This is a genomic window from Chryseobacterium elymi (assembly GCF_003385495.1).
Taxonomy (GTDB): domain Bacteria; phylum Bacteroidota; class Bacteroidia; order Flavobacteriales; family Weeksellaceae; genus Chryseobacterium; species Chryseobacterium elymi.
Map to the genome: position 1 here is coordinate 1 of NZ_QNUH01000018.1, position 14,959 is coordinate 14,959.

Annotated in this window: 12 protein-coding genes and 1 pseudogene; 7 read left to right on the forward strand and 6 right to left on the reverse strand. The window is 37.9% G+C overall.

What is annotated here, in order from left to right:
* Positions 1-427: pseudogene (locus DRF60_RS16730) on the reverse strand (prolyl-tRNA synthetase); the annotation flags it as partial.
* 178 nt (positions 428-605) lie between these two features.
* On the opposite strand from DRF60_RS16730, the gene proS reads away from it, so the two are divergent.
* From proS to dnaJ, 5 genes are all read left to right on the forward strand, one after another.
* The gene (gene proS / locus DRF60_RS16735) at positions 606-2,081 is read left to right on the forward strand and encodes a proline--tRNA ligase (RefSeq protein WP_116013324.1); all 1,476 of its coding nucleotides are present in this window, start codon (positions 606-608) and stop codon (positions 2,079-2,081) included.
* A 119-nt stretch (positions 2,082-2,200) separates the two neighbouring features.
* Positions 2,201-3,505: an OmpA family protein gene (locus tag DRF60_RS16740; RefSeq protein WP_116013327.1), complete on the forward strand. Its 1,305-nt coding sequence runs from the start codon at positions 2,201-2,203 to the stop codon at positions 3,503-3,505.
* A gap of 113 nt (positions 3,506-3,618) precedes the next feature.
* Entirely contained in the window at positions 3,619-4,950 is a 1,332-nt protein-coding gene (locus tag DRF60_RS16745) for an Nramp family divalent metal transporter (RefSeq protein ID WP_116013329.1), read from the forward strand.
* 198 nt (positions 4,951-5,148) lie between these two features.
* Positions 5,149-5,685 (forward strand): nucleotide exchange factor GrpE, encoded by a 537-nt coding sequence (locus tag DRF60_RS16750; protein ID WP_116013332.1) that lies wholly within the window; start codon positions 5,149-5,151, stop codon positions 5,683-5,685.
* A 106-nt stretch (positions 5,686-5,791) separates the two neighbouring features.
* Positions 5,792-6,910, forward strand: a complete 1,119-nt coding sequence (gene dnaJ / locus DRF60_RS16755) for a molecular chaperone DnaJ (protein ID WP_116013335.1) — start codon at positions 5,792-5,794, stop codon at positions 6,908-6,910.
* A 94-nt stretch (positions 6,911-7,004) separates the two neighbouring features.
* Here dnaJ and DRF60_RS16760 read toward each other — a convergent pair whose 3' ends face one another.
* Positions 7,005-7,904 carry a DUF808 domain-containing protein gene (locus tag DRF60_RS16760; RefSeq protein ID WP_116013338.1) on the reverse strand — a complete coding sequence of 300 codons (900 nt, stop codon included), beginning with the start codon at positions 7,902-7,904 and terminating at the stop codon, positions 7,005-7,007.
* Positions 7,905-8,146: 242 nt separating this feature from the next.
* Here DRF60_RS16760 and DRF60_RS21905 point away from each other — a divergent pair, with 242 nt between their 5' ends.
* Positions 8,147-9,121, forward strand: coding sequence for a hypothetical protein (locus tag DRF60_RS21905; RefSeq protein WP_394337468.1), 975 nt, complete (start codon positions 8,147-8,149; stop codon positions 9,119-9,121).
* A 97-nt stretch (positions 9,122-9,218) separates the two neighbouring features.
* Positions 9,219-10,088: an alpha/beta hydrolase gene (locus DRF60_RS16770; RefSeq protein WP_116013341.1), complete on the forward strand. Its 870-nt coding sequence runs from the start codon at positions 9,219-9,221 to the stop codon at positions 10,086-10,088.
* A 36-nt stretch (positions 10,089-10,124) separates the two neighbouring features.
* Here DRF60_RS16770 and DRF60_RS16775 read toward each other — a convergent pair whose 3' ends face one another.
* The 4 genes from DRF60_RS16775 to DRF60_RS16795 form a co-directional block, all read right to left on the reverse strand.
* Positions 10,125-10,820: a DedA family protein gene (locus DRF60_RS16775; protein WP_116013344.1), complete on the reverse strand. Its 696-nt coding sequence runs from the start codon at positions 10,818-10,820 to the stop codon at positions 10,125-10,127.
* Between the two features lie 87 nt (positions 10,821-10,907).
* Positions 10,908-12,020: a peptide chain release factor 2 gene (prfB, locus tag DRF60_RS16780; protein WP_116013346.1), complete on the reverse strand. Its 1,113-nt coding sequence runs from the start codon at positions 12,018-12,020 to the stop codon at positions 10,908-10,910.
* A 216-nt stretch (positions 12,021-12,236) separates the two neighbouring features.
* Complete coding sequence (locus tag DRF60_RS16790) at positions 12,237-13,343, reverse strand: NAD(P)/FAD-dependent oxidoreductase (RefSeq protein WP_116013351.1); 1,107 nt, start codon at positions 13,341-13,343, stop codon at positions 12,237-12,239.
* A gap of 188 nt (positions 13,344-13,531) precedes the next feature.
* Entirely contained in the window at positions 13,532-14,896 is a 1,365-nt protein-coding gene (locus tag DRF60_RS16795; RefSeq protein ID WP_116013354.1) for an ATP-binding protein, read from the reverse strand.
* Positions 14,897-14,959: the final 63 nt, after the last annotated feature.

A 14,959-nucleotide genomic window follows, 5' to 3' on the forward strand; every position in this document is an offset into this window, starting at 1 on the left:
AGCCCCAGGACATATTCATACCCCAGCCCCAGCCGCGATTCATCCCCCAAAAAGGGCCGAAACCACCATACCATCCCCAAGGAGAGCCCCAGGAATTATCATAGTAGTTGGTCTGAGACCCGGCAAATGTACCCCAATCTGAATCGGTCGCGTTCGTGTTCCAGTTACTATCACTCCATGTGCTATATCTGTTGTCCTGCTCTCTGGAATTTGCCTGTGCATTCTGGATCACATTAGACTCTTGGTAATAATCATAATTTTCTCCTACCCTGTTACCGCCATCATTAATGATCACCCCTTCTGGCAGCGTATCTTTATTGGGGTCATAGTATACCCCATCGGTCTCCGTGTATCCACCCATCTGGGCACCACAGGACACAAGCAGCAATCCACCTGATATTGCTAAGATCCCTTTGGATTTTAACATACCGAGCAAATTTTTATGTATATTTCTTTTCATGATAACGTAAAGATTTTTAATTTAAATTATATTTGCAATCTGTACCAAAAATGTACCAAAACACTGGTAAAAAAATCTATCAAAAATAGATTTTTATTTTTAGATTACAATAATGTACAAAAGTTAAAAAAATTTTAAAAAAATAATGGCAAAATTAACCTCAAGAAGCGAAGATTACAGCAAATGGTATAATGAGTTGGTGGTAAAAGCTGACTTAGCTGAAAACTCTGGAGTGCGAGGATGCATGGTGATAAAACCATACGGCTATGCAATCTGGGAAAAAATGCGTGATGAAATGGATAAAAGATTCAAAGAAACAGGTCACGTTAATGCTTATTTTCCGCTTTTCGTGCCCAAAAGTCTGTTTGAGGCAGAAGAAAAAAATGCAGAAGGTTTTGCTAAAGAATGTGCAGTAGTTACCCATTATAGATTGAAAACTGATCCGGACAATCCACACAAACTTATTGTAGATCCGGATGCTAAATTAGAAGAAGAACTTATCGTACGTCCTACTTCTGAAGCCATTATCTGGAATACATACAAAAACTGGATCCAGTCTTACAGAGACCTTCCGATCCTGATCAACCAATGGGCCAACGTTGTCCGTTGGGAAATGAGAACCCGTCTGTTCTTAAGAACAGCAGAATTCCTGTGGCAGGAAGGGCATACGGCACATGCTACCAAAGATGAAGCTGTGGAAGAAGCTGAAAAGATGAATGATGTATATGCAGATTTTGCAGAAAAATTCATGGCAATGCCTGTTATTAAAGGATTAAAAACGCCGTCTGAAAGATTTGCAGGAGCTGACGAAACCTACTGTATCGAAGCATTGATGCAGGACGGAAAAGCACTACAGGCAGGAACATCTCATTTCTTAGGCCAGAATTTTGCAAAAGCTTTTGATGTAAAATTCACCAATAAGGAAGGTAAGATTGAACATGCATGGGCCACTTCTTGGGGAACTTCCACCCGTTTAATGGGAGCTTTGATTATGACCCATTCTGATGATTTTGGATTGGTACTTCCTCCTACCCTGGCTCCAATTCAGGTAGTTATTGTTCCTATCTTCAAAGGAGAAGAGCAATTGGCTCAAATCAGCGAAGTGGCACTTGATATCGTGGCTAAGTTAAAAATAAAGGGCATCTCTGTTAAATTTGATGATGATACGCATAACAAGCCGGGATGGAAGTTTGCTGAATATGAATTAAAAGGTGTTCCTGTACGAATAGCTTTAGGGCCTAAAGATTTGGAAAACAAATCTGTGGAAATTGCAAGAAGAGATAATCTCACTAAAGAAAGCCGTTCTATTGAAGGAATTGATACTTATATTCAGGAGTTATTACAAACTATCCAGAAAGATCTTTATGAAAAAGCATTAAATTTCAGAAAAGACAACATTACAAGAGTTGACAGTTACGAAGATTTCAAAAAAGTTCTTGAAGAAAAGGGAGGCTTCATTTATGCGCACTGGGACGGAACTGCTGAAGAAGAGGAACAGATCAAGGATGAAACGAAGGCTACTATCAGATGTATTCCTTTAGATGATGACACTGAAGAAGGTATTTCTCTGATAAGCGGGAAACCGTCTAAGAGACGTGTATTATTCGCAAAAGCTTACTAATAATTTTTGCTGATTTCCAAAAAAAATGCTGGAAATTAAATAAATATTCAAAAAAAAGTGACTTTTGGACAGATTTTTGTTTAAATTTATGCAACATTAATCTAAAAAAATAATTTATTATGTCTTTAAATGTCATTGATTTAATTAAAGGACAGTTAGGTCCCGCTTTAATTTCGCAAGCAGCTTCTCAGTTTGGAGAAAGTGAATCCGGTATTTCAAAAGCAATTGGAGGATTGCTTCCTGCAGTTGTAGGAGGATTAGCCAATAATTCTGATAACCCGGGAGTTTTGGATGCAATTACCAATGCCTCTTCAAGCGGAATTTTAGGAAATTTAATAGGTGGTGCGTCCAATAGCCCTATAATTTCCAACTTATTGACCTCTATTTTTGGAGACAAAATTGGCGGTATAGTGAATGCTATTGCTACTTATGCAGGAATCAGCAATAATTCTTCCAGTTCACTGCTAAATTTAGTAACAGGAGCTACAGTAGGTACTATCGGAAAATATGCTGCTGATAATAATTTAGGCAAATCAGGTATTTCAAACCTGTTAGGAGAACAAAAAGGAATTATTTCTTCACTTTTACCGGCAGGACTTTCCCTGGCATCTCTGAATATGGGCGATTGGGCAAAAGGATATAAATTTGATAATGATAATGATGCTATCAGACCTACAACCAGTGAAGAGCCTAAAATAGAAGTTACAAGAAGTACTACATCTGAAGGAACCAATCCTGACAGAAATAATAATGAAGGCGGAGGTTCAATCTGGAAATGGTTGCTTCCGCTTTTACTTTTAATTGCTGCAGCTTATTTTATTTGGAAGCAGTGTGAGAAGAAAGAAACAACCACAACTACCACAGTAGCAGATTCTACAGGATCAACCACTGATACTGCGGCTACCATTGCTTCTGGTGATACTTCTGCAACAACGGCAACAACAACCAGAACAGATGAAAACATTGATCTTAATGGTGTAATGCTGAAAGGTTACAAAGGAGGTATGGAAGATCAGATGATCACTTTCCTTAAGTCGGGTGATTATAAAAATGCAGCTGATGATGCAGCATTGAAAGATAAGTGGTATGATTTTGACCATGTAAACTTCAAAATGGGAAGTTCTACTGAATTGGAAGCAGGTTCTCAAGGACAGCTTGATAATTTAGTAGCGATTTTGAAAGCATTCCCGGATGCAAAAATCAAAATCGGAGGATATACTGATAAAACAGGAAATGAAGCTTCCAACGTAAAATTATCTCAATCCAGAGCTGATTTCATCAAAAATGCTTTAGGAAAAGCAGGAGTTGGTGCTCAGGTTTTAGGAGCTGAAGGTTACGGAAGTAAATTTGCCACAGTAGATGCTACAGCTTCTGATGCAGAAAGAGCTGCAGACAGAAAAATGTCTGTAAGATTTGCAAAATAGATTTTTAGAATCTTTAAAATAGAATCCCGAAAATTAGTTTTCGGGATTTTTCTATTCCCTTACTTTTGTATTTATATTTATTTAATTAAATTTGTTAGTCATTTCTAACATTTATGAATTTCAAATTAAATAGCGCTTGGCGTAAAGATAAAACATCGCATTCCCTCTCTGAGGTCTATTCCTCTATAAAAGTTCCACGTAATGCTCCGTTTTGGAGAAAGTATCTGGCGTTTGCCGGTCCAGGGCTAATGATTGCCGTTGGATATATGGACCCGGGAAACTGGGCTACTGATATTGCCGGAGGTGCTCAGTTCGGGTATACCCTGCTTTCTGTGATTCTTATTTCAAATATTTTCGCAATGGTTTTACAGCATTTATCTATAAAATTAGGGGTTGTTGCCGAAAGGGATCTCGCTCAGGCCTGTCGTGATCACTTCAATCCCACAACTAATTTTATTCTGTGGGTGTTTTGTGAAATCGCTATCGCCGCCTGTGATCTCGCCGAAGTAATTGGTTCTGCCATCGCATTAAATCTCCTGTTTCATATTCCTCTTACCTGGGGAATCGTGATCACTACGGTGGATGTTTTGATCATTCTTCTACTTCAGGCTAAAGGTTTCCGGTGGATAGAAAGTATTGTGGGCGGACTCATTTTTATCATTCTCGCCTGCTTCATTTATGAAATTGTAATTTCACAACCGGCTTTCAATGAGATCCTTGGGGGACTGATTCCTCAAAAGGAAATTATTCAGAATCCGGCTATGCTCTATATCGCTATAGGGATTCTGGGAGCGACCGTCATGCCCCATAATTTATACCTGCATAGCAGTATCGTTCAGACAAGAGACTATCCGAGAGACAGGGAAGGAAAAAAAGAGGCTATAAAATTTGCTACACTGGACAGTACCGTTTCATTGATGCTGGCTTTTTTTATCAATGCTGCCATACTTATTCTGGCTGCTGCAACCTTCCATACTACAGGAAATAAGAATGTGGCTGACATTCATGATGCATACAAAATGCTAACTCCCATCTTAGGGGCTTCTATGGCAAGTATTGCCTTTGCCATTGCTTTACTGGCTTCAGGGCAGAACTCCACCTTAACCGGAACTCTTGCAGGGCAGATTGTTATGGAAGGATTCTTAAATATCCGGTTAAAACCATGGCTAAGAAGACTGATCACAAGACTTATTGCTGTTATTCCGGCTTTAATTGTAGCAATTATTTATGGTGAACAGGGAACAACAGATTTATTGGTTTTAAGTCAGGTAATTTTATCTATGCAGCTGAGTTTTGCGGTAGTTCCCCTGGTTATGTTTACCAATGACAAAATCAAAATGGGAGAATTTGTGAATAAGCCTTTTTTAAAAATATCTGTTTGGCTTATTTCTATTATCATTATCATTCTCAATCTGTATTTGCTGTACCAAACGTTTACCGGATAGAAAAGTGAAACATGGAAAGCGAAACGTGAATCGTTAATGGTGAATTGTGAATTCTTACCATACCGGTAATTGACCATTAACTTGCGTAGCAAAATTGACCATTCACAAACAATCAGCTTCTCCATTTTCTGCCTTAATGTCCATTTTTTATATTTGGCAGGTTCTTTGTCAATCAACTCTTTAAATAAATATTGAATTATGGAAAATCAGGATATTAACGAAGAAAGCATCAATAATCAGGAAGTAAACAACATTCAGGACGAAGCGGTATCTGGAGACAATGTGACAGCAGCTCCTTCTGCAGAGGAACTTTTGGCAGAAGAAAAAGACCGTTATATCAGATTGTACGCTGAATTCGAAAATTATAAAAAAAGAACAACTAAAGAGAAGATGGAATTCTTCCAATATGCCAATCAGGATATGATGGTTTCTATGCTGGGTGTTTTGGATGACTTCGAAAGAGCTTTAAAAGAAATTGCTAAAAACGGAAATCCATCTGATCTTCAGGGTGTAGAGCTGATCTATCAGAAGTTTAAAAACAAACTTACTGAAAAAGGCCTGAAAGCTATGGAAGTAAATGCAGGTGATACGTTCAATGTTGACTTCCATGAAGCCATTACCCAGATTCCTGCTCCATCTGAAGAGCTGAAAGGCAAAATCGTAGATGTTATTGAAACAGGATATACTTTAAGTGATAAAGTAATCCGTTTTGCAAAAGTAGTAACAGGAAACTAATATTAAAATAAATGATAAATGGTGATAGATAATTGATTGGCAGCAGGCTTTAGGTCATATGCAATAGGCATCAGTTATCATTTATCAGTAATCAATTATAATCAACATGTCAAAAAGAGATTATTACGAAGTTCTTGAGATCAGTAAATCTGCATCAGCTGACGAGATAAAGAAAGCATACCGAAAAATGGCCATCAAATATCACCCGGATAAAAATCCAGGAGATAAAGAGGCTGAGGATAAATTTAAGGAAGCTGCAGAGGCCTATGAAGTACTGAGCGATGAGCAGAAGCGTGCCAGATATGACCAGTTCGGCCATGCCGGAGTGGGTGGTAATGGCGGTTTCGGAGGCGGAGGCTTCGGAGGAGGTATGAATATGGAGGATATTTTCAGCCAGTTTGGAGATATTTTCGGTGGAGGCTTCGGAGGCTTTGGTGGAAATGGCGGAGGACGCCAGCAGGTGAAGGGATCTAATTTAAGAATCAGAATCAAGCTGAGCCTTGAAGAAATGGTGAACGGAACACAAAAAACCATCAAAGTAAAAAAAATGAAGATGGCGGAAGGTGCTACTTCAAAAGTATGTCCGACCTGTAACGGTTCCGGTGTGCAGCTCAAGGTAATGAACACAATGTTCGGGCAAATGCAGACGCAGACTACCTGTAGTACGTGTCAGGGAATCGGGAAAGTAGCAGATAAAATCCCTGCTGGAGCTAATGCACAAGGACTGATTAAGGATGAGGAAGAAATTTCCATCAATATTCCGGCAGGTGCAAGAGACGGTATTCAGCTTAATGTAAGAGGAAAAGGAAATGACGCGCCTTTCGGTGGAATTCCCGGAGACCTGTTGGTGATTATTGAAGAGGAAGTAGATAAAACAATTAAGAGAGAGGGAGATAATCTTCACCAGGAACTATATGTTTCATTTGCAGAGGCAGCTTTAGGAACTAAAAAAGAGGTGCCTACGGTAGGCGGTAAAGTGAAAATTACCGTTGATCCGGGTACTCAATCCGGAAAGATCCTCAGATTAGCAGGAAAAGGCCTTCCAAGCATCGACAGCTATGGAAAAGGTGATATGTTCATCCACATTAACGTATGGACGCCACAAAAACTGACAAAGGACCAGAAAGATTTCTTTGAAAAGCAGATGTCAAGCGGAGAAATGGTTGCAGAACCTTCCGGCAAGGAAAAAACTTTTTTTGATAAAGTGAAAGATTTATTCAATTAATATAGAGAGGTCTTATAACCTTTTTTATTTAAATACAAAAAAACTCAGCAGTAATGTACTGCTGAGTTTTTTGTTGCTATATATTTGTAATCAATTATTTCTTAACTGTCAGTGAATAGATCTTCTTCCCTGCCGTAAAAATAGCCACAGCTCCTAGTCCCCCTATAAGACCCAGAATGATTTCTTTTAAAATGGTCAGAAAATCATTAGAAGACCAGGAAGGTAAAACATGATGAAGGAATTCTATTCGGTGTGCAAAAATACCACCGGCTACCATAATTAAGGCAATGGTACCGATAACTCCCAAAGATTTAATAACAACCGGTAAAGCTTTCACTAAAAAGTGCCCAAGCTTTCCGAAGAATCCTTTATCATTACTTTTTTTGATTAACTTAAATCCTGCATCATCCATTCTTACGATCAAAGCAACAATTCCGTAAACGCCTACAGTTGCAATAAATGCTACCAAACTCGTTACCAAAATCTGTGTAATAAATGGGTGACTTTCTTCCAAAACTGTTCCCAAAGCAATAATAACAATCTCAATTGATAAAATAAAATCTGTAGTAATTGCCGATTTTATTTTTGTTTTTTCTATCTCTTCGTCACTTTTTTCATCTTCAACAATTTCCTCCACTACTTCATGACCTTCCTTTTCACGATGAAAAAGAAACTCTATAATTTTTTCAACACCTTCAAAAGCCAAATATAATGCTCCCAGAATCAATACGTAATTAATTGCCGGAGCATACAGCCAATTGAGTAAGAATACAACAGGCAGAATGATCAATTTGTTGATGAATGAGCCTTTTGTAATTGCCCACAAAACCGGAATTTCCCGTGAAGAAAGGAAACCTGTAGCTTTCTCTGCATTCACAGCCAGATCATCTCCAAGGATACCTGCTGTTTTCTGTGTAGCTATTTTACTTGTAACCGCCACATCATCCATCAGCGCAGCAATATCATCTAAAATTGCAAAAAAACCAGATGCCATATTATTTTAATGTTTTTTTAATATATGTTAAGTCGAGCAAAAATAATTATTATAATCTGTTTTTATTTGTTTCTGGATATTAATTTTAAATATTTCTGATGATGATGTATTTATCTGAACAAAACTCTGCTTACTTTTACCCTGTTTAAAAAATAAAATACCATGCACTGTAATCATTATATTAAGAATACTGGCAGAAAATGAAAACAGGAGAGAAACAATAAACAGATCTGGATTAAAAAATGAAACGATATTTTATATTTTTACTGCTTTCAGCACTCTGCTTATATTCTCAGGAAATAAAGAATAAAGAAGAGTTCAGGAAATGTAAAAAACAATATTCTAAAAAGACCTGCCTTTCGGATGAAGATCAGGACGGTATTATCTTTTATCTGGACAAATTTCCGAAAGAAAGTGGTTTCTCAGAAATTAAATTCTGCCCGTGGCCAGATCAGGATGCTGACGGTGTTATTGATAAGGAAGATGGATGTGTCAACGAAAAAGGTGATGCTGAAAACAACGGTTGTCCATGGCCGGATACTGATGGCGATGGTATCCCGGATAAAGACGATGCCTGTCCTGTGGCTCCCGGTGTTCCTGAGGGTAATGGTTGCGCTTCGGATCATTGTAAAGAGTTTTTTGAAAAGGAGGATAATATTTTAAAAGAATTTAAACAAAAACATACCCTGGAAAAAGAAAAGTTTGAAGCGTTGAGAATGGTCATATTCAACAATATTCCAAAAGAATTATTCCCCAAAAACAATATATCGGTAAGTATACATACCAGTACTTTTATCAATGATAACATAAGCAACTGTGCTTCGATGTCTGCTTTAGGATTCAGTAAAAGTTTATTTCTCGACCAGCTTTTCTGGACAAAAGAAACGTTTGATTATGTTGCCAAAAAACTAAAAAAAAATCTTTTTCCCACTTATGACTTTGGAAGAATGCCAATTAATAATGTTCTCTTAAATGATTACAAACAGGAAGGCTATTATAATTTTATAGAAAAATTTCCGCAAGCTTCTGAACCAACAAGAAATGTAATGGTATATTATTATCGCGGGAATAAGCAGAAAGCTGAATTCCACCCCTATAATACTAGATTTAAACTAGATTTTGGTCTTTATGCCAATAAGGATATCGTAATTATTGAAATAAGAAATATTCCCCGAGGTCATTATTTTTATACATTCTCATATATTGGCAACCAATGAAAACTAACTAAAAAGGAGGCACAAAATCATTAACCAAAATCATAAAAATCACGTTTTTATCTTCGGTTTTCATCTACATTTTGCCTAATTTTATCTTATGAAAAAGCTCGTTCTCAGATACCATTTTTTTGTTGTAGGATGTCTTAGTTTCGTGCTGCAGTCATGCAATACAAAATTCAGGGTCTGGGTAGGTACCGGCGGGCAACAGAAAATATATAATTTAAAATACGGTGAGCATAAAAGGCAGAAAATGGATGTTTTCCTTCCATTGGATTATGCAGAAGATGCCCCGGTAGTTCTTATCATACATGGCGGTGCCTGGACTCTCGGAAAAAAGGAACATATGATCAAGATCCAGAAAATTCTTTTTGAGTATAAGATCCCGAGTATCAATATGAATTACAGGCTGGTATCAAAACGGAAAAATATCACATATAAGCAGCAGCTGGAAGATATTGGCTCTGCGATTGAAAAGTTTAATTCTCTTGCGGAAAAAGCAGAGCTTCAGCCAGACAATTATATTCTTCTGGGAGAAAGTGCCGGCGGACACCTTGCCCTGCTATACGGATACAAACATCCTGAACAGATTAAAAAGATCATTTCCATGAGCGGCCCGACAGATTTTTACAGCCCGGAATACCTGAGTTCATTTTATTCAAAATATGCTTCACCCACTTTTCAGAAAGTGGTAGGAACAAAATTTGACCGTAAGAATATATCTGAAGCTTTTAAAGAGGCGAGCCCTATCGCCAACATATCCAACGTTCCCACATTATTGTTCCAGGGGAATAATGACTTTCTGGTGAATCAGCATCAGGGGCTGGCCATGGATTCTGCACTTACCCAACAGAATGTACCACACAAACTCATCTTTATGGAAAAAACGGGCCATGTTCCGAGGTTTTTCAGCAAAATAAAAAGAGACAGCATTATCTATCCGAATATTCTGGAATGGATAAAAAAATAACCTGCGAAAAGCAGGTTATCTATATTTTCTGTATTCTTATTCAGAATCTTTATCTTCGTATTTAGAGAAATCTTCCTTCTTACCAAAAACAAACTTGATAATTACCGGAAGTGTTGTTACCAGAACGATGATAATAATAATCAGTTCCAGCTTCTCTTTTAGATTGATTCCGAACTGCTCCTGGAAAAGCTTGTCTAGGTAATGTCCGGCAAAAATGAGGATAAATGACCAAAGAATTGCCCCGATAACGTTATCTCTCAAAAATTCTTTTTTGTCCATTTTCACAATACCTGCAACAATGGGAGTAAAGGTTCTTACCACCGGTAAAAATCTGGCCATGATGATCGCCAACGCTCCGTGCTTTTCAAAAAAGTCGTGGGCTTGGTAAAGATATTTCTTTTTAAACAGCAGGGTATCCTGTTTTTTATATAAAGCGGGACCTGTTTTCACTCCAAAATAGTATCCAATTTCGTTTCCTATAATTGCAGCAAGTGCTACACAGGAAGCCAGAATCGTTGTGTCCAGAAAATCGCTCCCTGTGGAGCCAAAAGTCTCTTTGATGATTTCAACGGCATAAATTCCTGATACGAACAGTAATGAATCTCCGGGCAGGAAAAATCCTACAAAAAGACCTGTTTCAGCAAAAACAATAAATAAAATAAGCCAGAACCCACCCATTTTGATATAAAACTCGGGGTTCATTAAATCTCTCCAGCTATTGAAATCTTCCATATATAACGATTAACAACAAAAGTAAGCGTAAAAAGTCTTAAACAAAAATTAATTATAAGATTTTAACTAAAATAAGGATATGATATTTTACAAGTCCATATCATCGTCTGAAACAGCGGTACCATCAGCCATCAGGAAGGCTTTCAGGAATGGCGTAAGATTTCCGTTCATGACGGAATCCACATCTGAAGTTTCATGACCGGAACGAACATCTTTCACCAGCTTATACGGATGCATCACATAGTTTCTGATCTGGCTCCCCCACTCTATTTTCATTTTATTGGCCTCTATCTCGTTTCTTGCCTTCATACGTGCCTCAAGCTCCATTTCATATAGTCTTGAACGAAGGAGCTGCATGGCTTTTTCTTTATTTTGAAGCTGGGAACGAGACTCGGAGTTTTCAATGATAATTCCTGTCGGTGCGTGGCGAAGACGTACGGCAGTTTCTACCTTGTTTACGTTCTGTCCTCCGGCTCCGGAAGATCTCATGGTTTCAAATGAAATATCTGCAGGATTAATGTTGATTTCGATGGTATCGTCTACTAAAGGGTAAACATATACTGAAACGAAACTTGTATGGCGTTTTGCATTGCTGTCGAAAGGTGAAATTCTTACCAGTCTGTGTACACCGTTCTCGCCTTTCAGATATCCGAAGGCATATTCACCATCAATTTCCAGCGTAACGGTTTTCACTCCGGCTACTTCCCCTTCCTGATAGTTAAGTTCACGGATTTTGTAGCCCTGTTTTTCGGCCCACATAGTATACATTCTCATCAGCATCGAAGCCCAGTCACAACTTTCTGTACCACCGGCTCCTGCCGTGATCTGAAGAACGGCAGAAAGCTCATCTCCTTCATTGGAAAGCATATTTTTAAATTCAAGGTCTTCTATTTTTTCTACAAGCTGTGGAAATGTTTCATCCAGCTCTTTTTCGGAATCGGGATCTTCTTTGGCAAATTCTGCCAGTACCTGCAGATCTTCAAACTGGGTACTGATCTCTTGATAATCCTCTACCCATCTTTTTTTGGAACGGAGCTGCTTCAGAAAGACTTCGGCTTCTTTTGGACTGTCCCAAAATTCCGGAGCAGCAGTTTTTTCATCATCATTCGCTATTTCTATCTTCTTTTTTTCGATCTGAAGGTATTTATATAAGTCTGTAATTCTAGACTGAACTTCTTTTATCTGGTCGTTGTTGATCACGAATTTTTTATTTTATGCAAAAATACGGAATTCTTTTGTGAGTTGAGAAGTGTTTGGTAGTTCCAGTGTGGGAGATTTTCTGAGTATGAATTTGGAGTACAAGGGATACATGTTTAGTATTATTATTGGATTAGTATCATTTTTTAATTCACAATCAATCCATTGACCATTCACTTGGGCAGCAAAATTCACCATTGATAAACCTCCCAACTTCCATCAAATCATTCCGGCCACCATCTCCCCTATCTTCGGAGCCAGTGCGACTCCCATTCCTGATAGTCTTACGGCACAGAACTGCCTTTCAGAAAGCTGTTTTACGATGGGAGTTTTTTCTGAACCCATGGCCATGATTCCTGACCAGCGAAGGGCAATCTTAAAGTCTTGCTCTGGTAAAATAACTTCTTTTAAAAAGGTTTCCAAGTGCTTCTGCAGAAACTCTGTGGTTTCAAAAGCTGTTGTTTCTTCGGTTTGAAAATCCTGATTCCGGCCGCCGCCTAAGAGAATCCTGTTTCCAAGGTTTCTGAAGTAATAAAATCCTTCATCATAATGGAATGTTCCTCCAAGCTTTAACCTATCTATTGGCTCGGTTAAAAGAATCTGTCCCCGAGCAGGAATAATTTCCTCTTTTTCAAGAAACTTTGAACTGAAAGCATTCGTACAGTAAATAATCTGCTCAGCCTTTACAGAAAGATCTTCCGAGAGACGGATCTCGATTTCTCCTGTATTTTCATTGATGCTTTTCACTTCTGTTCCAAAAAGAAATTCGACTTTCAGTTCATAACATTTTTCTAAAAGCTTCTGCAGTAATTTTCCGGAATGAAGGCTTCCTTCGCAAGGATTTTCAACCAGAAATTCAGATTTCCCCAGACCGAATTCCTTGATTTTTTCCTGATTCAGGAAATAAGTCTGATCAAGACCGGTAATTGTTTTCAGCTTTTCATTAACGGTATCTAAATGTTCTAAAGGTTCAGCATTATTTAAAATTTCATAACCTCCGTTCAATTCAAAATCTATTTCATCACTGTTAAAATATCTTTTGATTTTCTGCAGACCTTCAAACCTCATCTTCACAAGTTCCAGTGTTTTTTGCCAGCCCATTTTCTGAGAATCGGCAATCACTTCTGTCAAACTTCCAAAGCATGCAAAACCGGCATTCCGGGTTGAAGCTCCCAGCGGAACTGTACTTCTTTCAATAATTAATACCGATTTTTCAGGATATTTTTCCTTAATGGATACAGCAGTCCAAAGCCCAGAAAATCCTGATCCGATGATGACGATATCTCTTTTTCTGTAAAAGGTTTCCAGTTCCCAGATGCTATTCATTTTTTTGTAAAATGTAAAAAGTATTAATGTATTAACGATAGAGATAGTCCAGATTTTAGATATCAGATTTTAGACTGAGGATAAGATTAAAATTAAGAACGTTTTGGACATCCTGTATCCGAAAGCCCTCAAAAATACTATTACTCTCAAACTCTCCTACACTAAAACCCTCAAACCCGAAACCCGCATTACCCTTTTGCTCCATCATGTCCTTCTTCTCCATTATGCTGAAATCCAATTGCTCTTCTTGGTTCTTCAACGGCCTTATAGGTATCCAGCTCTTTTTTCAGGGCCTGAATCCTGAATTTAAATTCGTCGAAATTGTTAATAATAGTATCTGCCAGGAATCTTGCTACCTGATCCAGGTATTCTCCAGTCAGCTTTCCGGCAGCATCTCTCAGTGCAGCCTCCAAAAGTTTCTGATCGATCTTAAGATTTTCATTTTTGGTCTGCTGATATCTGTTTTTAAGACGCTTCTTCAGACTCTGTGTAAAATCAATGAGCATGGTATTGCTGAATGCCTTCATTTTAGATGAGATCTCATGCCAGAACGGAACTTTATCGGCTTTGTTATTTTTAAGAATTTTATACAGAAGGGAATCTTCTTCAAGCTCTCTGGTCATCGCATATAGAATAATCTCTGACCGCTCTGCAGCATTGGGTGGAAATATAGGAATCATTACATCAAATCTTCCCGGAGCAAGAATTTCTTCGTCAATCTCCGAAACAGAATTGGCGGAACCTACCATCAGCAGTTCTTCTTTTTCAAACTTCCCGATATAATGTAAGATCAGCTCCTGAGTTTCCAGATTACAGGAAGCAATATCCATTTCCGCTCTTCTTTCCATCATGATCTCATCAAAATCGTCAAGAAAAAGCAGAACTTTTTCTTCTTTCATCATCGTAAGAAGAAAATCATTAAAGTTGGTTTTATTCCCGTCTACGAAAGAGGTTCCTAAATAATGTTTTTTGACTTCTTTAAATTGATATCCGATAATCTCGGCGATTTTGGTTGCCCAGAATATTTTCCCGCTTCCGGGAGGTCCGTACAGAATAATTCCCGCGGGTTTGTGAATTCCCCAGTCTTTGATCTGCTGGGGATTTAAGAATGGCTCTAAAACGGCCGATATATAAAAGAATAAGTCTCTGTATCCTATAAAATCTCTGTGTTGGAGGGTTGTTTTCTGTCCGAAATAATCATAGACGAACTGATAATTGCCACCAAGCTTATTATCTATGCCATAACTTGAGATTGATGAACGGAAAAAACCATTATCAAAAATATTGGGATTTCCTTCTTTAATCGCTTCTTCAATTTTTTCTTTAGGCTGATGGATCACTTCAGCGATCTGTTCCAGGGTTTTATTTTTGTCCAGATCTTTTTCATAGAGCTTTAAAAAATCCAGGTTCTCACGGACAAACCTTTCGAAATCTTTCTTCACTTCAAAGTTTGTACTGATGCAGACCCCCAGCTCAAGATCAAAATCCTGAATAAACTGTTTGATGGCTTCTGCTGAAATATTAAGCTCTTTAGCTAACTCAATTAACTTCATAAACTACCGATTAATTCTATCAAATTTAATATTTTAATCTTAAAAATCTATTGAAAATATCTT